This window comes from Mesorhizobium sp. AR07 (assembly GCF_024746815.1).
Taxonomy (GTDB): domain Bacteria; phylum Pseudomonadota; class Alphaproteobacteria; order Rhizobiales; family Rhizobiaceae; genus Mesorhizobium.
In genome coordinates, this window is sequence record NZ_CP080525.1 from 3,960,946 (window position 1) to 3,984,660 (window position 23,715).

A 23,715-nucleotide genomic window follows, 5' to 3' on the forward strand; every position below is an offset into this window, starting at 1 on the left:
TGGCGCTAGTCGCCCCCCTCTGGCAGCTTCATGGACAGCGCAAATCCTGCAAGGCCGGCAATTGGCGAATTCATACATGACAGCCAATCTCCCCCCTTGAGGGGGAGATGTCCGGCAGGACAGAGGGGGGTGGCTTGGCGCAAGGGCCTCAGGCTCTAACGACGAAAAGCTTCAAGGCCTCACCTGTCCCGACCCGCGCACGCGGTATTTGAACGAGGTCAGTTGCTCGACGCCGACCGGCCCGCGCGCATGCATCTTGCCGGTGGCGATGCCGATCTCGGCGCCCATGCCGAACTCGCCGCCATCGGCGAACTGCGTCGAGGCATTGTGCAGCAGGATCGCCGAATCGATCTCGTTGAAGAATTTTTCGACCGCCTGCGCATCCTCGGCGACGATCGCTTCGGTGTGATGCGAAGAGAATTTCTCGATGTGGTCGATCGCACCGGCCACGCCATCGACCAGCTTCACCGCGATGATGGCATCGAGATATTCGGTCACCCAGTCGAGATCGGTGGCCGGCTTCGCGTCGGAAAATACCTTAAGCACCTCGGCATCGGCATGGATCTCGCAGCCGGCGGCGCGAAGTGCGTCGAGGATCGGCACCAGATGGGTGGAGGCAACCGCCCGGTCGACCAGCAATGTCTCGGCGGCACCGCAGACGCCGGTGCGCCGCATCTTGGCGTTGACGGCGATCCGCACCGCCATGTCGGGCTTGGCCGAGCGGTCGATGTAGAGATGGCAGATGCCTTCGAGATGAGCGAAGACCGGCACCCGCGCCTCGGTCTGCACCCGCCCGACAAGGCTCTTTCCGCCACGCGGAATGATGACGTCGAGCGTGCCGTCGAGCCCTTTCAGGATCTCGCCGACGGCGGCGCGGTCGGTGGTCGGCACCAGCTGGATGGCGTCCTCCGGCAGGCCGGCGGCCTTCAGGCCCTCGACCAGGCAGGCATGGATGGCGGCCGACGAATTGAGCGAATCCGAGCCGCCGCGCAGGATCACCGGATTGCCGGCCTTGAGGCAAAGAGCGCCGGCATCCGCCGTGACGTTCGGCCGGCTCTCATAGATGACGCCGACGACGCCGAGCGGCGTGCGCACGCGCTCGATATGCAGGCCGTTCGGCCGGTCCCACGCGGCGATAACGTTGCCGACCGGATCGCGCAGTGCCGCGATTTCCCTGATACCGTCAGCCATGGCACGGATGCGCGCTGGGTTAAGCTTCAGCCGGTCCATGAAGGAGGCGGAGAGCCCGGACTCCTCGCCATTCGAGACATCGATGGCGTTGGCGTCGAGAATATCCTGTTCCCGGGCGACGATCGCTTCGGCCATGGCGACAAGTGCTGCGTTTTTGGCGGCGGTGGTGGTGATGGCCAGCGGTCGGGCGGCAGCGCGGGCGCGGCGGCCGATATCGGCCATCAGCGCCACGGTGTCTTCCCCGGATTTTTCATACAGCTTCAGCATGGCTCATCCTCCGCTGGTTACTTGGTCGTCCGCTCGTACTTGGTCACCAGAATGGCTCACCACAAGGTCGTCGCGGTGGATCATCGCCGAACGCGCCTCGTAACCGAGCACCGTTTCGATCTCGGCCGTCTTCAGGCCTGCGATCCTTACGGCATCGGCGGCATCATAGGCAACCAGCCCGCGCGCGATCTCGCGGCCCTCGGGCGACAGGATCGCCACCGTGTCGCCGCGCGAGAAATTGCCGCTGACCAGCTTGACGCCGGCCGGCAGCAGCGACTTGCCCGACAGCAGGGCGCCGATGGCGCCGGCATCGACCGTCAGCCGGCCGGCAGGTTCGAGCTGGCCGGCGATCCAGGTCTTGTAGCCCTTGACCGGATTGGCGCTTGGCCGGAAGAAGGTGGCGCGTTCGCCGCGCTCGATCGCCATCAGCGGCGACAGCCGCGTGCCCGACGTGATGATCATCGCCGTGCCGGCGGCAGTGGCGATCTTGCCGGCATCGAGCTTTGTCCGCATGCCGCCGCGCGACAGCTCGGACGCGGCGGCTCCAGCCATCGCTTCTATGTCTGGCGTGATCCGGTCGACGACCGGAATGAACTTTGCACTAGGGTCGCGCGCCGGCGGCGCGGTGTAGAGGCCGTCAATGTCGGAAAGCAGCACCAGGAGGTCGGCGCCCATCATGGTGGCCACGCGGGCGGCCAGCCTATCATTGTCGCCATAGCGGATTTCGGAGGTGGCCACCGTGTCATTCTCGTTGATGACCGGCACCGCCTTCATCTTGAGCAGCGTGGAGATCGTCGCCCGCGCGTTGAGATAGCGGCGGCGCTCCTCGGTGTCGCCGAGCGTCAGCAGGATCTGGCCCGACTTGAGCGCGCCCTTGCCGAGCGCATCCGACCAGGCGCCGGCCAGCGCGATCTGTCCGACGGCGGCCGCCGCCTGGCTCTCCTCGAGCTTCAAGGCCCGCTTGCCAAGGCCCAGAATGGTGCGGCCAAGCGCGATGGCGCCGGACGACACGACGAGGATTTCAGCGCCGCCATGGGCCAGCGCGGCAATGTCGTCGGCGAGCGAAGCCAGCCAGTCGCGCTTCAGGCCGGTCGTGCGGTCGACCAGCAGTGCCGAGCCGATCTTCACGGTGATGCGCCGGTATGTCTTCAGCGACTGCATCGTCCTATCTGTCCCAGCGCGTCTCGACCGGGGCCGCGATTTGCGCCCGCGCCTCGGCCACCACCGCCATCAGCGCCCGCAGCACCGCTTCGACGCCCTCGCCGGTGACGGCCGACAACAGCATTGGCGCCCGACCGGCGGCGCGCTTCAGCGAGGCGACCTTCTTCTTGCGCGCATCGGCGTCGAGCGTGTCGACCTGGGAAAGCGCCACGATCTCGACCTTGTCGGTCAGGCCGTTGCCATAGGCGTCGAGTTCGGCGCGTACGGTCTTGTAGGCCTTGCCCGGGTTTTCCTCTTGCGCCGAGACCAGGTGCAGCAGCACGCGCGTGCGCTCGACATGGCCAAGAAAACGGTCGCCGATGCCGACGCCCTCATGCGCGCCTTCGATCAGCCCCGGAATGTCGGCGATGACGAATTCGCGCGCATCGATGCGGGCGACGCCAAGACCGGGATGCAGCGTCGTGAACGGATAGTCGGCGATCTTCGGCTTGGCCGCCGTGACGGCGGCCAGGAAGGTCGACTTGCCGGCATTGGGCAGCCCGACCAGTCCGGCATCGGCGATCAGCTTCAGCCGCAGCCAGATGTTGAGCTCCTCGCCCGGCAGGCCGGGATTGGCGCGGCGCGGCGCCTGGTTGGTCGAGGTCTTGAAATGCTGGTTGCCGAAGCCGCCATTGCCGCCCTTGGCCAGCAGGAATCGCTGGCCGACCACGGTCAGGTCGCAGATCAGCGTCTCGTTGTCTTCCTCGAACACCTGCGTTCCCGCCGGCACTTTCAGCGTGACGTCGGCACCCTTGGCACCGGTCATGTTGCGGCCCATGCCGTGGATGCCGGTCTTGGCCTTGAAATGCTGCTGGTAGCGATAGTCGATCAGCGTGTTCAGCCCGTTGACCGCCTCCAGCCAGACATCGCCGCCACGACCGCCATCGCCGCCGTCCGGCCCGCCGAACTCGATGAATTTTTCGCGCCGGAACGACACCGAGCCGGCGCCGCCGTCACCGGAGCGTATGTAGACTTTGGCTTGATCGAGAAATTTCATGGGATTGTGCAGTTTCTGCTAGTGGCTTTAAGGCATTGCTCTAAATCTACGGCCTTGCTCTAAACCAAGGCGCGGCGAAGGGCGAGGCCGTTTTGTGACAATGGCCGCGAGGGACCGGCCGGAGAGATGTCGGAATGAAGCTTGTAACCTACAACATCCAGTACGGCATCGGCCTTGATGGGCAGTACAATGTCGAGCGCATCGCTGATGCCGTGCGCGGCGCCGACGTGATCGCGCTGCAGGAGGTGACCCGCAACAATCCCAGGAATGGCGGGCGCGACATGGTCGCCGAGATCGGCGAAGCGCTGCCCGACTATTTCGCCGTCTATGGCAGCAATTTCGAGGCCAATATTGGCTCCCGCATCGACAATGGCCGCGCCATCACCACGACCTTCCAGCTCGGCAACATGGTTCTGTCGAAGACCCCCATTCATCTTTCGCGCAACCTGCTTTTGCCACGCAGCCGCAGCTTCGAGATGATGAATTTCCAGCGCGGCGCGCTGGAAGCGCTGATCGAGACGCCGTTGGGTTTCATCCGCTTCTATTCCATCCATCTCGATCACCGCAGCCCGGTCGAACGCGCCAGCCAGATCCAGTTCCTGCGCCAGCGCATGCTGAATTATGCGCTCGAAGGCGGCGCGCTGTCTGGCGTCGCCGAGATCGGCCTGCCGGAATTGCCGCATCCCGAAGCCTTTGTCGGCATGGGCGATTTCAACATGCTGGCCGGCTCACCCGAATATGTCGAACTCGCCGGCCGGCCGGACCACGAATTCGGCATGCCGCTGACCGCCGACTTTGCCGTCGATGCCGCCTTGCGCCTGAACGTCACGGGCGACGATCTCGTCAGCTGGGTCGACCCCGATCAGCCCACCAATACCAGCCGCCACAAGCGCATCGACTATGTCTTCACCAGCGCTTCGCTGGCCAAATCCCTGAAGCGTCTGTGGGTCGACCGGCAAGCGATCGGTTCGGACCACCTGCCGGTGTGGGTCGAACTGGGCTGACCTTAATCTGGTCCCGCAACCGACGATCCTTCCCAGACCCTTGGTTTCGACGCCATGCGCCGAGGTGTGTCGAGATTCAGGTCAGGCCGCGCCGAGAAGGGGCTTCCGAGAACCGGAGCGGAACGTACTTTTCGTACGTGAGCACCGGAAGCGCAGGAAACCGCCATTCGCAGGCCGGCCTCACCTGAATCTCGACACACCTAAAAGTGCACCCAGTTACGCAGGCTGGTCCAGGTCTTCCTGTCGAGCCGGTAGCGCTCGACCGGCACCTGGCCGGCAACGATCGAGTTCAGCATGCCCTGGCCGGCATACTGGAACCCGCACTTGTGGATGACCCGGCGCGAAGCCGGATTGATGACCCGCGTAGAAGCGTGCAGCACCTGGATCGACGTCTTCTGGAAGGCGAGGTCGACCAGCGCGTGGGCTGCCTCCGTCGCATAGCCCTTCTTCCAGTAAGGCTCGCCGATCCAGTAGCCGAGTTCCAGCCCGCGATCGGTGGTGTTGAGACCGGCGCAGCCGACGAAGGTTTCGGTGCCGGCCAGCGTCAAGGCATAGGCGATGCCGGCACGGCGCGACTTGGTCATGGCAAGGAAGGCGCGTCCCTCGGCCTCGCCATAAGGGTGCGGCATGCGGGCCAGCATTTCGGCGACATGGCGGTTGTCCGCGAGTTCGACCAGTTGCGGAATATCGGCTTCGCGGGGCGCCCGCATCACCAGCCGCTCGGTAACCAGCACCGGGCAGTCTATCGCGTAACTTTCGTCGTCGGTGTCTTCCGCTTCGGCAACCATGTGAAAGTCCTCCAGGCCAAGAAAAAGGGGAGATGGAAACCCATCTCCCCTGATCCTTTTCCTGGCTTTGCCAGACACCGGTTCCCGAGATGGGCGCCGGTGTTCTAGTGCGGAACCGGCTACTCCGCGGCTTTGGTAATCGGGTTGACCGATACGTAGGTTCGGCCGTTGGCTTTTTTGTTGAACGTCACGGCGCCGCTTTCGAGCGCAAAAAGGGTGTGGTCCGTGCCGATGCCGACATTGACGCCGGGATGCCACGTGGTGCCGCGTTGACGAATGATGATGTTGCCCGGGATGACGGCTTCGCCGCCGAACTTCTTCACGCCCAGACGCTTAGAATGCGAGTCGCGACCGTTGCGCGACGAGCCGCCAGCTTTCTTGTGTGCCATCTAACTAACTCCGTTGCGCCGCAAGGCGCCTAAAAGGCCTTATGAACGCGTTCGCGTTCCGTTTCAAGTCCGATCCGGCGACCTGATCGCCAGAAAATTACTTCGCCGCCAATTCCTTGGCCTGCTCGCGCCAGTCCTTGATCTGGTCGGCGCTGAAGGGCATGTGCTCGTCGATCTTGGCGACATCCTTGTCGGTCAGCTTGGCGAGCTGGGCGAAGGTGATGATGCCCTGCTCGGCGAGATCCTTGGCAGCGACCGGGCCGATGCCCTTGATCACGGTCAGGTCGTCCGGCTCGCCCTTCGGCGCCTTGAACAGCGGTGCTGCCGCGGTCTCGGCGGCCTTGGCTTCCTTCTTCGGCGCGGCTTCCGCCTTCGCTTCGGTCGCGGCCTCTGCCTTGGCTTCCTTCTTGGGCGCCTTGACCGCTGCCGTCTTCGTCGGCTTGGCGCCACCCAGCAGGATCTCGGAGATCCGCACGGTGGTCAAAAGCTGGCGATGGCCGATCTTGCGGCGCGAGTTCTGCCGGCGGCGCTTCTTGAAAGCAATGACGGTGCGGTTCTTGCCCTGCTCGACGACTTCGGCGGTGACAACCGCGCCATCGACGAACGGCGCGCCGAACGTGACATTCTCGCCCTCGCCATGCGCGAGCACGTGGCCGATCTCGACCATATCGCCGACATTGGCTTCGACTTTTTCGATCTTCAGGAGATCGTTGGCGGCAACGCGATACTGCTTGCCACCCGTTTTAATGACTGCGAACATTTTTTGCCTTTCGCTGTTCGGTCGGCCTTGATGAACCGCCTCTGGCGGTTCGGCCGTCTTTTTGTCAGTCTGCGGGTTCAAAAAACAAGCGGCGCGGAAGAAACCTCCACGCCGATTGCGCGCTGTCCCTAACCGAAGGCTGGGTGCGAGTCAAGGCGAAGGCCGGTGCCGAGACTGTTATTGGCGGGCAAGCATCCAGCCGTGTCGACATGACCGCATGGCGTTGCTGCCATCTGGAGGCGAGGATGCGTGGGTGGTCCGGCTTCTGCCTAATCCCCTCTGCACCTGAACCGGCATGAATCCATGGCTTGTCCGGGAAGCCAAATAACTCACGGATTGGCCTTGTAACCTGCCCGTTCAGCCGTTATCTAGTGCGCCGCGCCGGCAACGGCCGACCATGACCGCGGAGAGGTGGCAGAGTGGTCGAATGCACCGCACTCGAAATGCGGCATGGGTGCAAGCCCATCGGGGGTTCGAATCCCTCCCTCTCCGCCATCGGCCCCCTAAGCAGCTGAAATCGCTCAACCCGTTGGTAACTGATCCGTTCCCGTCAGGCGGCGACACGGATTCGCTCCCGCCAGCTGTGATCAGCTCGAAACCACCCCTGTCCGAACTACAAGAGTCGTCTACACCAAGAACCAATTGCTAGGTTCATGGCGCAGGGTCCAATTGCGAGGAAGCGCAATTCAACTAACACCTTCAAGTCACCCATTTGGATGAAGCGGCATCGATTGTCTCATGCTCTTTCCATTTGACCGTACGCTCTGACTGCGAGGCGGGCAATCTATCGGGAGAGTGAGAAAATGAAGCGCTACATCATTTTGCTTGCGGGAGCCGCGATGCTCTCGGGCTGCAATCAGACACTCAAATCGGAACCCAGCCCCGGCACATTGACCTTCGGTACGAAGCTGCTGGTCGATGACGGGACATGTCCGGCTGGCCAGATCAAGCAGATTACCGGCGGACACGGCAGCAAGGTGCGGCGCCAACGCAAATGCATAGCCAAGCCCTGACACTTCTGAGATCACGAAGCCCTCTTCCAGCGAACTGGAAGAGGGCTTTCCAGTCCATGCCTCTCAGCGGCACGAGTCGTTTTCGTCGCGACTGTGGTCTGACAACCGCGGATATTGCGTTGGCGCAGGCTGGCGCGACACGGCGGCCGCGCCAACAATCCGTTTCACTTTAGCCGTGTCTTGCCTGCCTGATCGCGATGTTCGTCCTTGTTCCAACGATTCAATCGGCTTATTTTCCAGAAACGAAAATCATGCCATGCGGCGCCTGCATGTTGGTGGTGACCGGCAGCAGGGCGCCGCTGTTGACGTCGAGAAGGCCGACATAGCCCGGGATCGCCGGGGCGACTTTCGTCGCATCGACACCGCTCATCGCTGAATAGGCTGTGCCTACCCCCCAATTCGCCGCTTCGATCTTGTAGACGATATTGGCGGGCGTATCGGCCACCAGCAGAAAGCCGTGCTTGGCGCCGACAAAGGTGGTGTCGTCGACCTTGACGCCTCCCATGAGATGGAGAACCTTGCCCTCGCCGCCACTCGTTGAGGTCTTGTGGACAAAAAGCAACTCGCTATCATCCTGACTGGTCATCACCAAATCGCCGGAGGGGGCGATCGTAAGCGAGTCTGGATCCGTGAGGTTGAGGGTTTCCTTGTCGCCGGTGGCGATGTCAGTGACGTTCGGCGCACCTGCAAAGGCGGCCGCCACGACGACCTTGTGATCCGCAGTCAACTTGGCTGTGACAATGGAGGGGCCGGGATTGGTCTTGCCGCCATCGACCTGCGGGGCGGAGGCTGAAATGAAGGCCTCGCCATTTTTGAACGCGACATCGTCATAGCCACCACCATGCTTGCCGGCCTCGAAAGTGTAATTTTCCATCGCTCCGCTCACGGGATCGATGACGACGAGGTTGGCGTCGCCGTCCTCGTTTTGCAGCGCCCAGATCTTCTTTGTCGCTGGATTGAGCTTCAGGCCGTCATTGTGGCCTTTGACCGACAGGGTTCTCAACACCTTGCCGTCGAGCGAATATTGGACGATCTGGCTCATGCCGCCATCGGAACCATCGGGCTTGCCGCCATTTGCATAGCCGATCCAGACATTGCCGTCGATCAAGGCCAGCGAGTCCGGCTTTGATGAGCCGGCGGGCGGGGTGACGAAGGTTGAAAGGGTGAAGCCCGGAGATACCCCGGGAGCCCCGTCGGCACGCGCGACGAGACTACCAGTGGCGACAAGAGCCGCTGCGCCAACGAGGCTGAAGGCAAGCTTGGAAAGGTGCAGGGACGAAACTGGATGACGCATGGGGGAGTCTCCTGGGTGCGAGGGGGACCCTTCCCTACGCACCGAAGACAACAGCGTCATGACACCAGGCCTCGCAACGCGTCAGAGTGCTCGCCGGCTGCTGTCGATTGTAGGATTCGTTTGAGGCAGCTCGGACTGACCGTCCGAGTTCTGGCATTTCCCGCCGCGGCGCCGCAAGAAGTTTAGGAGACGAGCCACCACGTCCGCAGCGGGCAATCCCAGATGGCGTTGCCTTTCAACTGGCCGTTTCCTGGATCGCGGATAGCAGCCATGGTTGCCCAGTCTCACGCGTGAAGGTCCACAGCTCCGTTGTCTCGACAGGATTGTTGAGGTCGCCCTGTTCGACGGCGCCTGTTTGACGGTTGCGCATGACGTCGATAGCGGACCATTGCATTGCCACCGTCGCGTAGTCGCGCGTGCCCTCACGCCACGCTTCGGAGACCTCACCGTTCAAGAACTGAAGATTTGATACCTCGTTCTTCAAGCCCTTGGTGGCGTTGTCCGCCAACTCCTCGGAAAGGTAGGAAACCATTTCCGGCGTTGTCAGCCGGCGTAGCCCTTGGTGGTCTTCGCGGGCGAACGCTGCTTGCATGTCCGAGAGAATGCGTTCGAACGCGGAACGATCCGCATCGGTAATCCCGATTTCGTCCGCACCGGTTGCGCCGCTTGTCCCTGTCCCGGTGGCCGCAGGCGGGCTGTAAGCTGGCGCGCCGGTTCCAAAACCCTGCCGGCCAAATGGAGGCGCGAAACCTCCAGCCTCGGTCGCAGCGGTATTGTTGCGGCTGAAGAACCGCATTGCCAACATGACGACACCGCCGATCAGCAACAACTGGAGTATGAAGCTGAGGCCGCCACCGATGCCGCCAAATCCGTGGCCAAACATCATGCCAAAGATTCCATTGAAGAGCAGTCCGCCGACCAGCCCGCCAACCAGCCCACCGCCAAAGCCGCTCCAAAAACTTGGACGCGGCTGAGCAAGCGACGGCTGCGACGGTGACGCCGGTTGGACGGTATTGGGCGTCATCGAGCGCTTCACGGGCGCGGTATAGGGGGCAGTTGTCGTCGGAGCGGGGGCCTGGAAAGTCCGGCTGCCGCGACTGCCGAAACTGCCGCCTCTGCGGGCTTCTGCCGGGTTGAGCGATACGCTCCCAAGTGCCGTCGACAGTATCAACAATATCGACGCCACTTGGATCAGCCGTGACTTGGGCATTCTAAAAATCCTTCGGTAGGTATCGTTATTCGCCGTGCGCGAAGCCCTGTATATGGTGACTGGACCGAGGCAGGTTTAGGTCCTCGGAGGCTCGCCCATGCGCCGGCCTGGACGATTCTCGCAAGATCCATGGCTAAGCGTCGGCCTTTGCTGTGATTCTCTTCGGCCTTACAAATCGGTAAGCCTTCGCACTCTGGCCGATCACCCGGCCTCGCATGCGCTGATCGCAAAGATCGATGACGCCAGACTGCAGGGCATTTCCGAGCCCCGCCTCTGTCCTTGAGAATTCAAGTTCTCCGCCCTATATGATGCGTGATGTTTGATGCGCACCAAGAGGGCGATATGAGAACGACACTGGCAATCGATGACGACGTGCTCCTCGCGGCAAAGGCAATGGCGCGGCAGCAGGAGCGCAGCCTGGGCGAGGTCATCTCCGATCTCGCCCGCCGCTCCTTGCGTAGGCCATTCTCCGGCAACGAGCGAAACGGGATACCTTTGCTGTCACCCAGGCAAGACACGCCTTCGGTCACGCTTGAGATCGTCAACACCTTGCGCGATGAACTGCCGTGACCTTTCTGCTCGACATCAATGTGGTGATCGCGCTGATTGATCCAGGCCACGTCGCGCATGACGACGCGCATCGCTGGTTTGAGGCGCTCGGCAGTGTCTCCTGGGCCACCTGTCCCATCACCGAAAACGGCGTGATCCGGATTGTCGGCAACCCCAAATATCCCAATAACCCGGGTTCTCCCGCAATCGTCGCGGAGATTGTAGGCAAATTGCGCGCACTTCCAGGGCACAGCTTTTGGTCCGATGATGTCAGCCTGGTGGGATCAGACGATATCGATGCGACAAAAATCCTGACATCGGCACAAGTCACCGATACTTATCTGCTTGCGCTCGCCAAGACGCATGGCGGCCAACTGGCGACGTTCGACCGGAAGCTGTCGGTGGCGGCCGTGAAGAACGGGAAAGCCGACTTGCATCTGATCTCCGGCAACTAGATCGCTGAATGACTGGCAACTCCCTTGGTCCAACATGACGCTGGCGACGGCTTGGCAGCGATCAGATCGAAGATCGCAAACAACTGCTCTGCACTCCATCCTCGGCAACAACGATAATGTCTTCTTCCGCCGCTAGAGAAAGGCGAAACCCCACTGGCGCATCGGCCCGCGCCAGTGCCGCCTATGGCCTAGGTCCTTCTCGACCTCCGCCATTTGCTGCCAACCCGTGCCTGAAACTTCGGAGAGTGAACGAGGCCGAGTGAACAGACAGCGAGAAATCGCCAGCCCGGGTCTGCAGCACAGGAATTTGTTGGCCACCCCAGATCGGCTGTTGAAAGTCAAAAGGCCTGGCGTAGATTTGGCGAAGGTTAACGATCGAGGTTCCCATGAAGAAGGAAGAGGCGGAAAAACTCCTGGGCAACGGCCAGCCCGACTTCGATCTCGGTCCGATCGAAGATCAATTGTACGCCGTGGCTACCGAGCGGCAATTGCCGGATGTCGCCATTGGGCTCTGCACCATCAGGATCGAAGAATCCGGTCCCGCATTGCGCGCGGTTCTCGCAAAGGCAGCCGATGGGATAGCTCTGTCGGACGACGAGGAGATGCTGCTCTTCAGGGGCCTGTATATCCTGGGCGGCGCCCGCGACAGTCAGGCATGCCAACTCTTGCTGCGCCTGTTGCGTCGCCCCGCGAAGGAAGTCGATCGCCTGCTTGGCGATGCCCTTACCGAAACCATGTCGAGCATTGCCGCCGGCGTGTTCGACGGCGATGTCGACGCCCTGTTCGGAATCATCGCCGATCGCTCCGTCGACGAATTTGCCCGCGATGCACTCTTCGGCGCGGCGACTTTTCTGGCCTGGGATGGCCGCATCGAGCGCGACCGGATGCGGCATTTTCTCGAACGCTTCCACAAGGAAAGGCTGGCTGCCGACGGCGATTTTGCCTGGATCGGCTGGCTCGAGGCAATCGCCCTGCTTGGACTGCGCGACATGGCAGGACTCGCTCACGGTGCCTGGGACGAGGGCCGAATACCGCCGGGCGTGCTTGATCGCGGCCATTTCGAAAACAACCTCCGGAGCGCCGAGCAAAGGCCGGACGACGTCGACCGGTTCAAGCGCGTCAATCTCGGCTACATCGAAGATGTGCTTGCGGCGCTGGACTGGACCCGCGGCATTGGTCTCGACGAGGGCAGTGGTCTTGGCGAGGAAGATTGGCAATCGCCTTGGCCAGACCGAGATTGGTCCGACATGACACCAGCCACCAACCCCTTGCGCGATGTCGGACGCAACGATCCATGCCCTTGTGGAAGCGGCAAGAAATTCAAAAAATGCTGTCTCACGAACTGACGATCATGGCGACAACCGACGGTCATGGTTGCCGTCAGGCCGTCCCATCGGATTGATGCCCGGCGATTGCACTCAGGAAAATCTTGCCGAACTCCTTGAGCTTGGCGGCGCCGACGCCATTCACCTCGGCGAAGGCATCGAGGTCGTGCGGGCGGCGCTCGGCCATGTCGATCAGGGTGCGGTCGGAGAACACCACATAGGCCGGCACCTGGCGCTCCTTGGCCAGCCGCAGCCGCAGCGCCTTGAGTGTGGCCAGCAGTGAAGCATCCACGCCTTCCCCATTCGTGGCGGAACCCTGGGCGGAACGCATCTTGCCGCGCAAGGCGCGGCTGCGCACCTCGACGCGGTAGTGGAACGGCACTTCGCCACGGCCAAGCGCATGGCCCTTTTCCGCGATGGCGAGGCCGCCATGGCCGCCCGGATCCGGCGCCAGGAACCCGCCCGCGACCAGCTGCCGGATCAGCGACAGCCAGAAATCCTTCTTGTGTGCCACGCCGCTGCCGAAGCTGGCGAGCCTCTGGTGGCCCCTGGCCAGCAGCTTCTCGGTCTCATGGCCGAGCAGGATGTCGATGACATGGCCGGCACCGAAACGTTCGCCGCTCTGCGCCATGGCCGCCAGGATGATCCGCGCCTCCGCCCCGCCATCCGCGCGCGGCGCCTGGTCGAGGCAGTTGTCGCAATTGCCGCAAGGCGACGCCTCCTCGCCGAAATAGCCAAGCAGCACCTGGCGGCGGCACTGCGCCGTCTCGCAATAGCCGATCAACGTATCGAGCCGGCCATGCGAACGCCTCTTGTGCTCGGCCGGCGCGTCCTCGTCGTCGATGAACATCCGCCGCATGCGGATATCGCCAAGGCCAAACAGCATATGCGCCTCGGCCTCCCGCCCGTCGCGGCCGGCGCGGCCGATCTCCTGATAGTAGGCCTCCAGGCTGCCCGGCATATCGGTGTGGAAGACATAGGCGACATCAGGCTTGTCGATGCCCATGCCGAAGGCGATGGTCGCCACCATGACGACGCCAGACAGGGTCATGAAGCTGTTCTGGTTGGCGTCGCGCGCCTCCTTGCTCATGCCAGCATGATAGGCGAGCGCGGTGACGCCGTTCTTTTCCAAGAACGCCGCCATCTCTTCCGTCTTCTTGCGCGACAGGCAGTAGACGATGCCGCTGCGGCCGGCGTGACGTTCGATGAAACTCAGCAACTGCCGCTTGCCGTCCTGCTTGGCCGCGATGGCAAGCTTGATGTTCGGCCGGTCGAAGCCCAGCACCAGGGTTTCGACACGCTCGGCGAACAGCCGTGCTTCGATGTCGGTGCGTGTGCCCTCGTCCGCCGTCGCCGTCAGCGCGATGATCGGCACCGGGGAAGATGCCGCGCAGCCGCGACAAATCCTCATATTCGCGTCGGAACGCCGGACCCCATTGCGAGATGCAATGCGCCTCGTCGACAGCGATCAGGCTGATGTCGAGCCTGGCCAGCGCCTCGAGCATCCGCTCGGTCATCAGCCGCTCCGGCGCGAGATAGAGCAGGCGCGTCTGGCCCGCCGCGACGCGACGCCAGGCGGCGACATTGGCCTCGCGGTCGATCGAGGAATTGATCGTATCGGCGGCCACGCCGGCAAGGCGCAGCGCCGCGACCTGATCCTGCATCAGCGCCACCAGCGGCGAAACGACGATGGTCAACCCGCCCAGAACCAGCGCCGGCACCTGGTAGCAGAGCGATTTGCCAGCACCGGTCGGCATGACAGCCAGTACATGACGCCCCGCCAGCAGCGCATCCATGACATCGGCCTGGCCGGGACGAAAATCGTCAAAGCCGAACACGTCCTTCAGGACGCGCCGCTTGGGATCCTCGGCCCGAATGCTCGCTGCCTGCGCCTGCATCAGCCGGACACCGGACTGGAACCGATTTTTCGGGAATTGGAGAGGATGTGGAAACCGATCAAAGCGACTCTCCGCGTGACGCTTTGGAGTAACGCAGCAATCAACCAACCACAACGCCCCTTTGCAGGAACCCGATGATCGTATGCCCCCAGCCAGGCGGCGCATCAGCTTCACTCCCTATGGGCTAGAGGCTGTCCCTTCCCTTGCGATATCAGCACCCCCGCTGGATTCCCTCACGCCGTGCGATGTAAGCTTGGCCTTCAGGCCAGGGAGGGCGCGGTGCTGCAGACCAAACAGGATGTTCTCGGCGAGCGGTTCGAGTTACAGCGCGCGGCCTTCGAGGCGCAGCCCTTTCCGGACATTGGCGTCCGCAAGGACCGCTTGAAGCGCCTGCTGGCATTGACCGAGCGGCATGAGGCAGACATCTGCGCGGCGATCGACGCCGACTTTGGTGGCCGCTCGGCGCACGAGACGCGCCTTGCCGAACTGTTCGTCGTGCGCGCCGGCATCCGCCATACCATGTCCCATCTGAAAAGCTGGATGCGCGAACGGCGCGTTGCCACCACCCTGCCGTTCCTGCCCGGCAGAAATCGCCTCGTCGCGCAGCCGCTCGGTGTCGTCGGCATCGTGTCGCCGTGGAACTACCCCTTCCAGCTCGCCGTCGCGCCGGTCACCGCGGCGCTTGCCGCCGGCAATCGCGTGCTCGTCAAGCCGTCCGAACTGACGCCGGCCTTTTCCGCCTTGCTGGCGCAACTGGCCGGCGAGCATTTCGCGCCCGATGAGCTCAGCGTCATCACCGGCGACGCCGAAATGGGCAAGGCCTTCGTGTCGATGCCTTTCGATCACCTGCTGTTCACCGGCTCGACGGCGGTCGGCCGCCAGGTGGCGATGGCCGCGGCCACCAACCTGACCCCGGTCACGCTCGAGCTCGGCGGCAAGTCGCCGGCAATCTTCGATCCATCCTGCGACCTCGATGCGGCGGCAGCCAGCATCGCCTATGGCAAGCTGTTGAACGCCGGGCAGACCTGCATCGCGCCGGACTATCTCTTGGTGCCGAAGGGACAGGCAGGCGCTGTCGTCGCGAAACTTGCAACGGCTGTGGGGCGGCTCTACCCGACCCTGCGCGATAACCCCGACTATACCGCCATCATCAGCGGCCGGCATCACCAACGCCTGCGAGACATGATCACCGAAGCCCGCGATGCCGGCGCCGATGTCACCGAAATCAATCCGGCCGGCGAGGAGCTCGGTGCCACCAGCCGGAAGTTGCTGCCGACCCTGGTCCGCAATGCCGGCTCAAACCTGCGGCTGATGCGCGAGGAGATTTTCGGGCCGGTGCTGCCGATCGTCGAATATGCCGGGATAGACGAGGCGATCGACCATGTGAACCGGGCGGACCGGCCGCTGGCGCTCTACTGGTTCGGGCGCGACAGCGCCAACCGTCAACGCATCCTGCACGAGACCGTCGCCGGCGGCGTCACCATCAACGACTGCATGCTGCATCTGGTGCAGGAGAACCAGCCTTTCGGCGGTGTCGGTGCCAGCGGTATGGGCGCCTATCACGGCGAATGGGGTTTCCGCACCTTCAGCAAGGAGAAGCCGGTTTTCCTGCAGTCGCGGCTGAGCGCGGGGGGCTTGCTGCGCCCGCCCTACGGCAAGACGTTCGAGCGGATTTTCAGCCTGCTCCGGCACATCACCTGACCCGACGCAGCCGCCAGCCATCGTGACCACGCGACACCGGCGCATTAAGACTATCTTCACCACGATGCTGCAGGCTCCACATCCTGCGGTGATGTCTTGAGTACCGCGGCGCCACAAGCGCCCAGGCAACAGACCCGCGCTTCTTTTGGGGCGCGGGTCATTCCGTGCTCGATCTCCCTTAGGGAGCAGGCAATCGCATATGGATTCTTGCGAAGATGGACCCCCACCCTAACCCTCCCCACAAGGGGGAGGGAACGCTACCGCGTGCTCTTATTCATCTTTGGCGTCGAGACATCGACAGTTTGCCGAGATCAGCGCCTGCGGAAGTTTCCCTCCCCCTTGTGGGTGTTTGGACCGGAGACATCGCGAACAGGTGTGCGAGGACATCGCGAACAGTTTTGCATGCTATCGAGCCATGGCATTGAGGTCGATGGTTTCTATTTTCTGGTGTCTGAACCAGGCGTCGAAGAGGCCGTCTGTTGCGGTCGGACGGAAGGCAACGGATTTTCCGGCGAAGGCTTTGCAGAGGCGCATTTTGCGGCCGAGAATAGAGACGAAGCCATGCTGCTGAACGCGGCGGATGAGATCGTCCTTGGCGTATTCGAACGGCTCGACAATTTCGCGATACTGGCGCTGCGAGGCCCGGTAGCGGTCGAGCGGCACGGCGCCGTCCAGCGCGTCGTGGGGACGCTGGGCGTTGTAGACATGGCGCCACTGGTCGAAGGCGTGCTGAGCCTTGGCGAGATCGGCAAAGGGTGGTCCCTGCAGCGCCTCGGCCTTGAGCGTTCGGTGGAAGCGCTCGTCCTTGCCGAGTGTCTGCGGGTGGCAAGGCCTGGAGTGGCTGACGGCGACGCTGGCCTCGATCAACCAGACCGTGAGCAGCGTGAAGTTGTTGCGGCCGCCATCGCCCCAGGGCGGGCCATTGTCGGTGGCGATGCGCCACGGCAGGCCATAGCGACGGAAGGCCTCGATCAGGCGCGTTTGCACGGTTTGGGTGGTCTGATCGGAGCAGGCCGACAGCACGATCGAGAAGCGCGAATGGTCGTCGAGCACGGTGAGCGGATGCAGCCGGCCGGTGCGCAGGGCGACATGGCCCTTGAAGTCCATCTGCCACAGATCGTTGGGGGCTTCGTGCTCGAAGCGGATGAAAGGCTGCGCCCCGCCGCCCTGCAATCCGAGCTCGATCCCGTTGCGGCGCAGGATGCCGGTCACCGTCGAGGGCGAAGGGGTGCCGATACCCTCGCGAGCGAGCACACGCGCGATCTTGCGCCCACCCCAGGCCGGATGCGCCGCACGCACCCAAAGGGCTGCCGCTTCGACCTCAGGGGCGCTGCGCCGTGGGCTCAAATGGGGCTGCCGCGAACGCTCCAAAAGCCCCGCATCGCCTTGCGCTCGATAGCGAGCGATCAGCTTGTGGGCCAACGTCCGGCCGATTCCGAAGCGCCGACACAACGCGCTCACATTCGCACCCGCCGCGCTCGCCAACCTGACGAATTCCAATTTCTGTTTCATCGCGCTGTTGTCCCCGAATGGCATCCCGAACCCCCTCGCGCAAAACGCGCAAAACTGTTCGCGATGTCTTCGCACACCTGTTCGCGATGTCTCCGGTCCAAACAGTGGGGAGGGGTTAGGGGTGGGGGTATGTCGTAGAGCGAAAGCGTCGGCTTCCCATATGCAATTGCCCTGCTTAGGGGAGGGAGACGATGGCGCCACTGGTTCGACCAATATCGTCAAAGCTTGTCACCAGGCAGGGCTGCTGCAAGATTTCCTCCCCCTTGTGGACGTTTGGACTGGGGTGGGGGTGCGTGCCGGACAAACATGGCGCTCTGAGCAGGTAGAATTTCGCCGGCGCGGCCTTATCCGTCGAGGCTAATGATACGTCCTTGGTGGCCCATACCGAGATAGAGCATGTCGCGCCCCATCGCCGCAGCGGCGACGAAGTGTAGCCGGTATGGCTCTGGCTCATTGCTGTCCCGACTTGAGATGGGTCATTCGCCAGCAGCGGCCTTGACCGTGTCGGTATAAAAAACCTGCCTTGCGTGCAGGCGCTTGCGGTAGCGCTGCTGGCTGGCAGTGAGGTGTGTGCGCATCGCCTCGCGCGCGGCTTCGGCATCGCCTGATGTAATCGCGTTGAGGATCACCAGATGCTCGCGCTGCAGCCCGCGCTGGTATGTGTCGGACTGCACCAGTTCGGCCGACCGGGGTAAGGTGACGTCGCACGGAATGGCGCGCCGGCCGAGCACGTCGAGCATGTCGACATAGAACGGGTTGCTGGTGGCAGTGGCGATGGCGCGATGGAAGGCGAGGTCGGCCAGGCCGGTCGGCTCGCTGGCGAGCAGCAGCCGTTCGAATTCGAAGAACGCTTCCTGGATCGCCGCCTCCTGCGCGGCATTGCGGCGGATGGCGGCGAGCCCAGCCGATTCGATCTCGATCGCCAGCCGCACCTCGAGCACGTTTAGGGCGATCGAATCCTTGCTGCTCATGTCGGCGGCCAGCGCGCCGAACATCGTCGAGACGTGCTCGGTGACGAACACGCCGGCGCCCTGGCGCGGCTCGACCAGGCCGTCGGCGGCGAGCTTCGCCAGCGCCTCGCGGATAACGGTGCGGCTGACGCCGAAGGTCTCGGTCAGCTGGCCTTCGGTCGGCAGTTTATGGCCGGGCAGGATCTCGCCCGCCTGCAGCTGCTTGCGAATCGTCGCGACGACCGTCTCCGACAGCTTGGGTTTTCTCTCGACCCTGAGGTTGGTTGCGGTGTCCGATGCCATGTCGCCCCCTATTTGAACACGCTCGGCAACCAGTGCGAGATGGCCGGACTATAGGTCACAGAGAAGCGCACCGGTTCAGAGCCGGTAGGCCTTTTTCGCAAGCGTGTAGGCAAGCTCCCGCGCCAGCTCGTGCGCCTCGTCCTCGCGCAGCCGGTGTTCGGCGACGAGACGCGCCAGGAACGCGCAGTCGACGCGGCGCGCAACATCGTGACGCGCCGGTATGGATGGAAAGGCGCGGGTGTCGTCGTTGAAGCCGACGGTGTTGTAGAAGCCAGCCGTCTCGGTGGTCATCTCGCGGTAGCGGCGCATGCCTTCCGGACTGTCGTGGAACCACCAGGCCGGGCCGAGCTTCAGCGCCGGGTAGGTGCCGGCCAGCGGCGCCAGTTCGCGCGCATAGCTGGTCTCGTCGAGGGTGAAGAGGATGATCGTGAGATCTCGTTCCAGGCCGACGCAGTCGAGCAGCGGCTTCAGCGCCGTCACATAATCGATCCTTGTCGGGATATCGAAGCCCTTGTCGCGGCCAAATTTCTGAAAGATGGAGGGCGAATGGTTGCGCGAGGAACCGGGATGGATCTGCAGCACCAGCCCGTCATCCCTGCTCATCTTGGCCATCTCGGTCAGCATCTGGGCGCGGAACAGTTTTCGCTCGCGCTCGTCATCCGAGCCGCGACGGACACGATTGAACAGCTCCTCGGCCGCCGCATCCGAAAGATTGGCGGTCTCGGCCGTCGGATGACCGTGATCGGATGAAGTCGCGCCAAAGCCTTTGAAGAAGGCGCGCCGCTGGCGGTGCGCATCGAGATAGCCGGCCCAGCTGCCGGTATCGCAGCCGGTGATCTCGCCGAGCTTGTCGAGATTGGCCGAAAACCCCTCGAAATCGGGATCGACGACGGCGTCCGGCCGATAGGTGGTGATGACCTTGCCCTCCCAGCCGCTGTCTCGGATCATCTTGTGCCATCTGAGATCGTCGAGCGCGCCTTCCGTCGTTGCGATGACCTCGATGTTGAAGCGCTCAAACAGCGCTCGCGGGCGGAAATTCTCCCACTGCAGCACCGTTGCGATGGTGTCGTAGTGACGGTCGGCGGTCGCCGCGTTCAGCGGTTCGTCGATGCTGAACAGATGCGCCAGCACATGGTCGAACCACAGCCGGGTCGGCGTGCCGCGAAACAGATGATAGTGCTCGGCGAAACACCGCCAGATCGTCCTGCCGTCGGTCTCGACAGGTGCGCCGTCCAAGGTCGCCACGCCGAGATCCTCGAGGCGGATACCCTGGCTGAACAGCATGCGGAAAATATAGTGGTCGGGCACGATGAGCAGTTGCGCCGGATCCGGGAACGGCTCGTTGAGCGCATACCAGCGCGGGTCGGTGTGACCGTGCGGGCTGACGATGGGCAGGTCCTTGATCCCGGCATAGAGATCGCGAGCGATCGAGCGCGGATGCCCCTCGGCGGGAAACAGCAAATCCGCATCGGTCAGTGCCACGACGTTCCTCCCAGGCCCGTTTATCGGTAGGGTCGGCTGGAAACAGTGTCAACATACAAAAATTGGATTGTTGTATGATGATTTTTCCAGCCATTGTGTGGCGGGAAGTCGGATGTTACGCCGCTTGCCGATCCATCCCGAGGCGATTTCATGCCATCCGACCAGCCCAGCCGCGCCACGACGACCGAACGCCTTTCCGACGGCACTGTGCAAGCATTGCCGGCCTCGGTCGCGGCGCCCTTGTATGATCGCGGCCGGGTCGTCCCGGGCATCGTGCAGCTCGGCGTCGGCGCCTTCCATCGCGCCCATCAAGCCGCCTATGTCGACGATTGCCTGGCGGCTGGCGACACCGGCTGGGGCATCGTTGGCGTCTCGCTGCGCAGCGCCGACACGCGCGATGCGCTGGCGCCACAGGACGGGCTCTACACGCTGGCGATCAGGAGCAGCGGCGAGGAAAAGCTTCGTGTCATCGGCTCCATCGGCTCGCTGCTGGTGGCGCCCGAAGATCCGGGCGCCGTGCTGGCCGCGCTGACCGATCCCCGCACCCGCATCGTGACGCTGACGATCACTGAAAAGGCCTATCTGCGGGCAGCCGACGGCAGCCTCGACGACTCCCATCCCGACATTCTCCACGATCTAGAAAATCCGCAGGCGCCCAGAACCGCGCATGGTTTTCTCGCCGAGGCGCTTGCGCGACGACAGGCCAACGGCACGCCGCCTTTCACCGTGCTATGCTGCGACAACCTGCCGGCCAACGGCGCCACGCTGCACCGCCTTATGATAGAGTTCGCCGGATTGCGTGACGCCAGGCTCGCCACGAAGGGCGATACCGGTCTTGCCAGTCATATCGCCGATGGAGTCGCTTTCCCCTCCAGCATGGTCGATCGCATCGTGCCGGCAACCACCGACGCCGACCGCGCGCGGATCGCTGTCGAGCTCGGGCTCAACGACGCATGGCCGGTCATGACCGAGCCGTTCTGCCAATGGGTGATCGAAGACAATTTCCCAGGAGGCCGGCCAGCCTGGGAAAAATTCGGCGTCACCATGGTCGGCGATGTCGGCCCCTTCGAGGACATGAAGCTCAGGCTGCTCAACGGCGCGCATTCGGCCATCGCCTATCTCGGACTGCTCAGCGGTCACGCCACCGTCGACCGCGCCTTCGCCGATCCGGCGATCCGGCAGTTCGTCGACGGGCTATGGGCCGAGGCCATTTTGACACTGCCGGAGGATGCCGGGCTCGACACCAGCGCCTATACGGCCGAACTTGCAAAGCGTTTTTCCAACACAGCACTTGCCCATCGCACGGCGCAGATCGCCAATGACGGCAGCCAGAAATTGCCGCAGCGCATCATCGCCTCAGCCATCGAGCGGACCGAAGCCGGCTTGCTGCCCGAGCATCTGACGCTCGTGATCGCCGCCTGGATCGCGACCTGCGCGGGCGGCAAGACCTTGCCGGAGAACCATTTCACCGATCCGCTCGACGCGGCACTTGCCGCGCTTCTTGGCCGGAACCTGCCAATGGAAGAGATGGTGGCGGCCGTATTTGACCTCGCCGGCTTCGCCAAGGACCACGCCGAACGTCAGACGCTGATCGAGTTTGTGGCCACCCACCTCGTCCATCTCAAGCAGGGCGGGCCGGTACTTGCCTTCGCCGCGCTTGGCATAAGGACCGGAAAAGAATGAGGCAGACCTAGCGCTGGTTCGATCCAGACGATCCGTCGCACTGGCGCATGTCCGCCGATACCCGCGCTCCACTCGCCGCTTGCCCATCACCTTGTCCATCACCGGCCAACGGACTGACGCTGTGCTCCGGTTCTCATAGTGCAGGCCGGCAAGACGACCTGCCGGCAATGACCAGGGAGTTCGCCAACGACATCCATTTCGCCCCTCTGCGCAACACCTCGCGGCAAGATGCGCTCCGACTATGGCATGGCCATGCCATAGTCGCATCCATGGCGTCATGCGGGCGGTGGACGCCCTGCCCCGCTAAGCTCCGCGTACACGGCAGGGCAATCGCTTCAGCTCAACGAAAGTTTCCGACTTGTGGCGGAGCGACCAATTTTCGAAGTTGGCGCCGCCCCTCATCGCCCTGCAGGTGAGGGGCGGCGCCAGCGCTTGGAAAGGGTGACGGGGTTAATTCGAAACCTGAGGCGATTGTCCTGCGTATCTTGGCATTGCAGATGTTCACTATTTGTTCTAATATCGCGATATGCAACTGGCCCTGCAGCTCGGTATCCGCGCCGATCTCGATTATATGATGGAGCGCCTGAGGCCGGCATTCTCGGCGCTGCAGCCATTCCCCGTGCTGGATCCGATGGCGCAGCTGGTGAAATCGCTGATCAGCAGCCGCACCAAGGACGAAGTCTCATGGCCGAGTTTCTGGAAACTGGTCGAGCTTTATCCGAACTGGCGGCTCATGGCGGAGGCGCCCGTTGGCGAAATCGAGTCGGCAATTGTCGAGGTCAAATTTGCCAAGGACAAGGCGGCTAACCTTCTGCTCACCTTGCGCAAGGTGGCAGCGGAGCATCCCGACTTCAACCTGGGCTTCCTGGGCGACATGTCGGTGCCCGACGCCCACGGATGGCTCGAACGTCTCGATGGCGTTGGCGTGAAGGTAGCTGCCTCGACCCTGAACTTCAGCACTCTGAACAGACCATCCTTCGTCATAGACTCGCATGTGCTAAGGATTCTGCAGCGATATGGCGCGGTCGTGCATTCGGCCGACAGCGACAAGGCTTATCGGGCTGTGATGGGTTCCGTTCCCGACTGGAGCCCAAGGCGATTGGTCGAGCTTCACCGCCTGATGAAGCGGCTTGGACAAAGCTGGTGCCAGAAACTAGATGTGGACTGCAACGGATGCCCGCTCGCGCAGCGATGCGCCAAGCGTATCGGATAAAATTCTACGCTCGACTTCAAACAAAAAAGCGAGGCAAGGCCCCGCTTTTCGTCAAGTCATCTGAAGCGGACGTCAGGCCGGCAGGATGGCGCCTTCCAGCGTGGTGAGCTGGCTAAGGAACTGCTCCGCCTTGCTGCGTGACTGGTCGTCCTTGGCATCAGTGGCGTCTTCCCTGGCTTCCTTGATGCGGCGCGCGAGATCGGCGCGGTCGACATCCTTGACCGCCACAGCCGATTCCGCCAGCAGCGTGCAGCCTGAAGGAACGATGTCGGCGAAGCCGCCGAACACGACATAGCGCTCTTCACCGCCCGAAGCTGCCTTCACCGTGACGACGCCCGGCTTGATCGTGGTCATGACCGGCGCGTGATGCGCCATGACGGTCATCTCGCCCTCGGCGCCCGGGATGACGACGGATTCGACCTGCGTGGAAACCAGCAGGCGCTCCGGCGAGACCAGTTCGAACTTGAAAGCTTCAGCCATGATTACTTAGCGAACAGCGAATAGCGAGTAGCGAATAGTCAGAAGAATTCG

General features: G+C 63.0%; 21 protein-coding genes, 1 tRNA gene and 1 pseudogene. 10 read left to right on the top strand and 13 right to left on the bottom strand.

Annotation, left to right across the window (positions count from 1 at the left end; translation table 11 throughout):
* Window positions 1-171: 171 nt before the first annotated feature.
* From BPNPMPFG_RS20220 to obgE, 3 genes are read right to left on the bottom strand one after another with little or no spacing between them, the layout of a single operon-like run.
* Window positions 172-1,458 carry a glutamate-5-semialdehyde dehydrogenase gene (locus BPNPMPFG_RS20220; protein WP_258590448.1) on the bottom strand — a complete coding sequence of 429 codons (1,287 nt, stop codon included), beginning with the start codon at window positions 1,456-1,458 and terminating at the stop codon, window positions 172-174.
* Between the two features lie 3 nt (window positions 1,459-1,461).
* Window positions 1,462-2,619, bottom strand: a complete 1,158-nt coding sequence (gene proB / locus BPNPMPFG_RS20225) for a glutamate 5-kinase (protein ID WP_258590449.1) — start codon at window positions 2,617-2,619, stop codon at window positions 1,462-1,464.
* Window positions 2,620-2,623: 4 nt separating this feature from the next.
* A complete protein-coding gene (gene obgE / locus BPNPMPFG_RS20230; protein WP_258590450.1) occupies window positions 2,624-3,655 on the bottom strand; it encodes a GTPase ObgE in 1,032 nt (343 codons plus the stop codon).
* Window positions 3,656-3,789: 134 nt separating this feature from the next.
* Between obgE and BPNPMPFG_RS20235 the strand changes: the two genes are divergently transcribed.
* Window positions 3,790-4,659, top strand: coding sequence for an endonuclease/exonuclease/phosphatase family protein (locus BPNPMPFG_RS20235; protein WP_258590451.1), 870 nt, complete (start codon window positions 3,790-3,792; stop codon window positions 4,657-4,659).
* A 200-nt stretch (window positions 4,660-4,859) separates the two neighbouring features.
* On the opposite strand, the gene BPNPMPFG_RS20240 is transcribed toward BPNPMPFG_RS20235, so the two are convergent.
* From BPNPMPFG_RS20240 to BPNPMPFG_RS20250, 3 genes are all read right to left on the bottom strand, one after another.
* Window positions 4,860-5,447 carry a GNAT family N-acetyltransferase gene (locus BPNPMPFG_RS20240; protein ID WP_258590452.1) on the bottom strand — a complete coding sequence of 196 codons (588 nt, stop codon included), beginning with the start codon at window positions 5,445-5,447 and terminating at the stop codon, window positions 4,860-4,862.
* A 119-nt stretch (window positions 5,448-5,566) separates the two neighbouring features.
* Complete coding sequence (gene rpmA / locus BPNPMPFG_RS20245) at window positions 5,567-5,836, bottom strand: 50S ribosomal protein L27 (RefSeq protein ID WP_027031700.1); 270 nt, start codon at window positions 5,834-5,836, stop codon at window positions 5,567-5,569.
* Window positions 5,837-5,933: 97 nt separating this feature from the next.
* Window positions 5,934-6,596 carry a 50S ribosomal protein L21 gene (locus BPNPMPFG_RS20250; protein WP_258590453.1) on the bottom strand — a complete coding sequence of 221 codons (663 nt, stop codon included), beginning with the start codon at window positions 6,594-6,596 and terminating at the stop codon, window positions 5,934-5,936.
* Window positions 6,597-7,001: 405 nt separating this feature from the next.
* Here BPNPMPFG_RS20250 and BPNPMPFG_RS20255 point away from each other — a divergent pair.
* Both BPNPMPFG_RS20255 and BPNPMPFG_RS20260 read left to right on the top strand, forming a co-directional pair.
* Window positions 7,002-7,091, top strand: a tRNA-Ser gene (locus BPNPMPFG_RS20255).
* A 308-nt stretch (window positions 7,092-7,399) separates the two neighbouring features.
* Window positions 7,400-7,609, top strand: coding sequence for a DUF6719 family protein (locus BPNPMPFG_RS20260; protein ID WP_258590454.1), 210 nt, complete (start codon window positions 7,400-7,402; stop codon window positions 7,607-7,609).
* 229 nt (window positions 7,610-7,838) lie between these two features.
* On the opposite strand, the gene BPNPMPFG_RS20265 is transcribed toward BPNPMPFG_RS20260, so the two are convergent.
* Together BPNPMPFG_RS20265 and BPNPMPFG_RS20270 are read right to left on the bottom strand one after the other, a co-directional pair.
* Window positions 7,839-8,903: a hypothetical protein gene (locus tag BPNPMPFG_RS20265; RefSeq protein WP_258590455.1), complete on the bottom strand. Its 1,065-nt coding sequence runs from the start codon at window positions 8,901-8,903 to the stop codon at window positions 7,839-7,841.
* A 235-nt stretch (window positions 8,904-9,138) separates the two neighbouring features.
* Window positions 9,139-10,113 (bottom strand): Tim44 domain-containing protein, encoded by a 975-nt coding sequence (locus tag BPNPMPFG_RS20270; protein ID WP_258590456.1) that lies wholly within the window; start codon window positions 10,111-10,113, stop codon window positions 9,139-9,141.
* Window positions 10,114-10,455: 342 nt separating this feature from the next.
* Between BPNPMPFG_RS20270 and BPNPMPFG_RS20275 the strand changes: the two genes are divergently transcribed.
* The 3 genes from BPNPMPFG_RS20275 to BPNPMPFG_RS20285 all read left to right on the top strand — a co-directional run bounded on the left by BPNPMPFG_RS20275 (window position 10,456) and on the right by BPNPMPFG_RS20285 (window position 12,463).
* On the top strand, window positions 10,456-10,683 hold the full coding sequence (locus BPNPMPFG_RS20275) for a CopG family transcriptional regulator (RefSeq protein ID WP_258590457.1): 228 nt from the start codon (window positions 10,456-10,458) through the stop codon (window positions 10,681-10,683).
* Complete coding sequence (locus BPNPMPFG_RS20280; RefSeq protein WP_258590458.1) at window positions 10,680-11,117, top strand: TA system VapC family ribonuclease toxin; 438 nt, start codon at window positions 10,680-10,682, stop codon at window positions 11,115-11,117. The genes BPNPMPFG_RS20275 and BPNPMPFG_RS20280 overlap by 4 nt, the downstream gene beginning before the upstream one ends.
* Before the next feature lie 386 nt (window positions 11,118-11,503).
* Complete coding sequence (locus BPNPMPFG_RS20285) at window positions 11,504-12,463, top strand: DUF1186 domain-containing protein (RefSeq protein ID WP_258590459.1); 960 nt, start codon at window positions 11,504-11,506, stop codon at window positions 12,461-12,463.
* A 34-nt stretch (window positions 12,464-12,497) separates the two neighbouring features.
* Here the strand turns inward: BPNPMPFG_RS20285 and recQ are convergent.
* Window positions 12,498-14,340, bottom strand: a pseudogene (gene recQ / locus BPNPMPFG_RS20290) (DNA helicase RecQ).
* 279 nt (window positions 14,341-14,619) lie between these two features.
* On the opposite strand from recQ, the gene BPNPMPFG_RS20295 reads away from it, so the two are divergent.
* Window positions 14,620-16,041, top strand: coding sequence for a coniferyl aldehyde dehydrogenase (locus BPNPMPFG_RS20295; protein WP_258590460.1), 1,422 nt, complete (start codon window positions 14,620-14,622; stop codon window positions 16,039-16,041).
* Between the two features lie 405 nt (window positions 16,042-16,446).
* Here BPNPMPFG_RS20295 and BPNPMPFG_RS20300 read toward each other — a convergent pair whose 3' ends face one another.
* The 3 genes from BPNPMPFG_RS20300 to uxaC all read right to left on the bottom strand — a co-directional run bounded on the left by BPNPMPFG_RS20300 (window position 16,447) and on the right by uxaC (window position 20,288).
* Entirely contained in the window at window positions 16,447-17,577 is a 1,131-nt protein-coding gene (locus tag BPNPMPFG_RS20300) for an IS481 family transposase (protein ID WP_413776790.1), read from the bottom strand.
* A 452-nt stretch (window positions 17,578-18,029) separates the two neighbouring features.
* On the bottom strand, window positions 18,030-18,806 hold the full coding sequence (locus BPNPMPFG_RS20305; protein ID WP_258590462.1) for a FadR/GntR family transcriptional regulator: 777 nt from the start codon (window positions 18,804-18,806) through the stop codon (window positions 18,030-18,032).
* Window positions 18,807-18,881: 75 nt separating this feature from the next.
* On the bottom strand, window positions 18,882-20,288 hold the full coding sequence (gene uxaC, locus BPNPMPFG_RS20310) for a glucuronate isomerase (RefSeq protein ID WP_258590463.1): 1,407 nt from the start codon (window positions 20,286-20,288) through the stop codon (window positions 18,882-18,884).
* 150 nt (window positions 20,289-20,438) lie between these two features.
* On the opposite strand from uxaC, the gene BPNPMPFG_RS20315 reads away from it, so the two are divergent.
* The 3 genes from BPNPMPFG_RS20315 to BPNPMPFG_RS20325 all read left to right on the top strand — a co-directional run bounded on the left by BPNPMPFG_RS20315 (window position 20,439) and on the right by BPNPMPFG_RS20325 (window position 23,184).
* Window positions 20,439-21,971, top strand: coding sequence for a mannitol dehydrogenase family protein (locus BPNPMPFG_RS20315; protein WP_258590464.1), 1,533 nt, complete (start codon window positions 20,439-20,441; stop codon window positions 21,969-21,971).
* Window positions 21,972-22,018: 47 nt separating this feature from the next.
* Window positions 22,019-22,387, top strand: a complete 369-nt coding sequence (locus BPNPMPFG_RS20320; RefSeq protein ID WP_258590465.1) for a mannonate dehydratase — start codon at window positions 22,019-22,021, stop codon at window positions 22,385-22,387.
* 215 nt (window positions 22,388-22,602) lie between these two features.
* Complete coding sequence (locus tag BPNPMPFG_RS20325; RefSeq protein ID WP_258590466.1) at window positions 22,603-23,184, top strand: endonuclease III domain-containing protein; 582 nt, start codon at window positions 22,603-22,605, stop codon at window positions 23,182-23,184.
* A gap of 72 nt (window positions 23,185-23,256) precedes the next feature.
* Here the strand turns inward: BPNPMPFG_RS20325 and BPNPMPFG_RS20330 are convergent, their stop codons facing one another.
* Entirely contained in the window at window positions 23,257-23,664 is a 408-nt protein-coding gene (locus BPNPMPFG_RS20330; protein ID WP_258590467.1) for a F0F1 ATP synthase subunit epsilon, read from the bottom strand.
* Window positions 23,665-23,715 lie beyond the last annotated feature (51 nt).

What these genes read in the sequence shown, in the direction of transcription:
- BPNPMPFG_RS20285 (WP_258590459.1), top strand. Translation starts at nt 11,504, where the DNA reads ATGAAGAAGGAAGAGGCGGAAAAACTCCTGGGCAACGGCCAGCCCGAC.
- BPNPMPFG_RS20315 (WP_258590464.1), top strand. Translation starts at nt 20,439, where the DNA reads ATGCCATCCGACCAGCCCAGCCGCGCCACGACGACCGAACGCCTTTCC.
- BPNPMPFG_RS20240 (WP_258590452.1), bottom strand. Translation starts at nt 5,447, where the DNA reads ATGGTTGCCGAAGCGGAAGACACCGACGACGAAAGTTACGCGATAGAC.
- BPNPMPFG_RS20235 (WP_258590451.1), top strand. Translation starts at nt 3,790, where the DNA reads ATGAAGCTTGTAACCTACAACATCCAGTACGGCATCGGCCTTGATGGG.
- BPNPMPFG_RS20260 (WP_258590454.1), top strand. Translation starts at nt 7,400, where the DNA reads ATGAAGCGCTACATCATTTTGCTTGCGGGAGCCGCGATGCTCTCGGGC.
- BPNPMPFG_RS20270 (WP_258590456.1), bottom strand. Translation starts at nt 10,113, where the DNA reads ATGCCCAAGTCACGGCTGATCCAAGTGGCGTCGATATTGTTGATACTG.
- BPNPMPFG_RS20250 (WP_258590453.1), bottom strand. Translation starts at nt 6,596, where the DNA reads ATGTTCGCAGTCATTAAAACGGGTGGCAAGCAGTATCGCGTTGCCGCC.
- obgE (WP_258590450.1), bottom strand. Translation starts at nt 3,655, where the DNA reads ATGAAATTTCTCGATCAAGCCAAAGTCTACATACGCTCCGGTGACGGC.
- BPNPMPFG_RS20305 (WP_258590462.1), bottom strand. Translation starts at nt 18,806, where the DNA reads ATGGCATCGGACACCGCAACCAACCTCAGGGTCGAGAGAAAACCCAAG.
- BPNPMPFG_RS20265 (WP_258590455.1), bottom strand. Translation starts at nt 8,903, where the DNA reads ATGCGTCATCCAGTTTCGTCCCTGCACCTTTCCAAGCTTGCCTTCAGC.
- rpmA (WP_027031700.1), bottom strand. Translation starts at nt 5,836, where the DNA reads ATGGCACACAAGAAAGCTGGCGGCTCGTCGCGCAACGGTCGCGACTCG.
- BPNPMPFG_RS20320 (WP_258590465.1), top strand. Translation starts at nt 22,019, where the DNA reads ATGTCCGCCGATACCCGCGCTCCACTCGCCGCTTGCCCATCACCTTGT.
- BPNPMPFG_RS20220 (WP_258590448.1), bottom strand. Translation starts at nt 1,458, where the DNA reads ATGCTGAAGCTGTATGAAAAATCCGGGGAAGACACCGTGGCGCTGATG.
- BPNPMPFG_RS20325 (WP_258590466.1), top strand. Translation starts at nt 22,603, where the DNA reads ATGGCGCAGCTGGTGAAATCGCTGATCAGCAGCCGCACCAAGGACGAA.
- BPNPMPFG_RS20300 (WP_413776790.1), bottom strand. Translation starts at nt 17,577, where the DNA reads ATGCCATTCGGGGACAACAGCGCGATGAAACAGAAATTGGAATTCGTC.
- BPNPMPFG_RS20330 (WP_258590467.1), bottom strand. Translation starts at nt 23,664, where the DNA reads ATGGCTGAAGCTTTCAAGTTCGAACTGGTCTCGCCGGAGCGCCTGCTG.
- BPNPMPFG_RS20275 (WP_258590457.1), top strand. Translation starts at nt 10,456, where the DNA reads ATGAGAACGACACTGGCAATCGATGACGACGTGCTCCTCGCGGCAAAG.
- proB (WP_258590449.1), bottom strand. Translation starts at nt 2,619, where the DNA reads ATGCAGTCGCTGAAGACATACCGGCGCATCACCGTGAAGATCGGCTCG.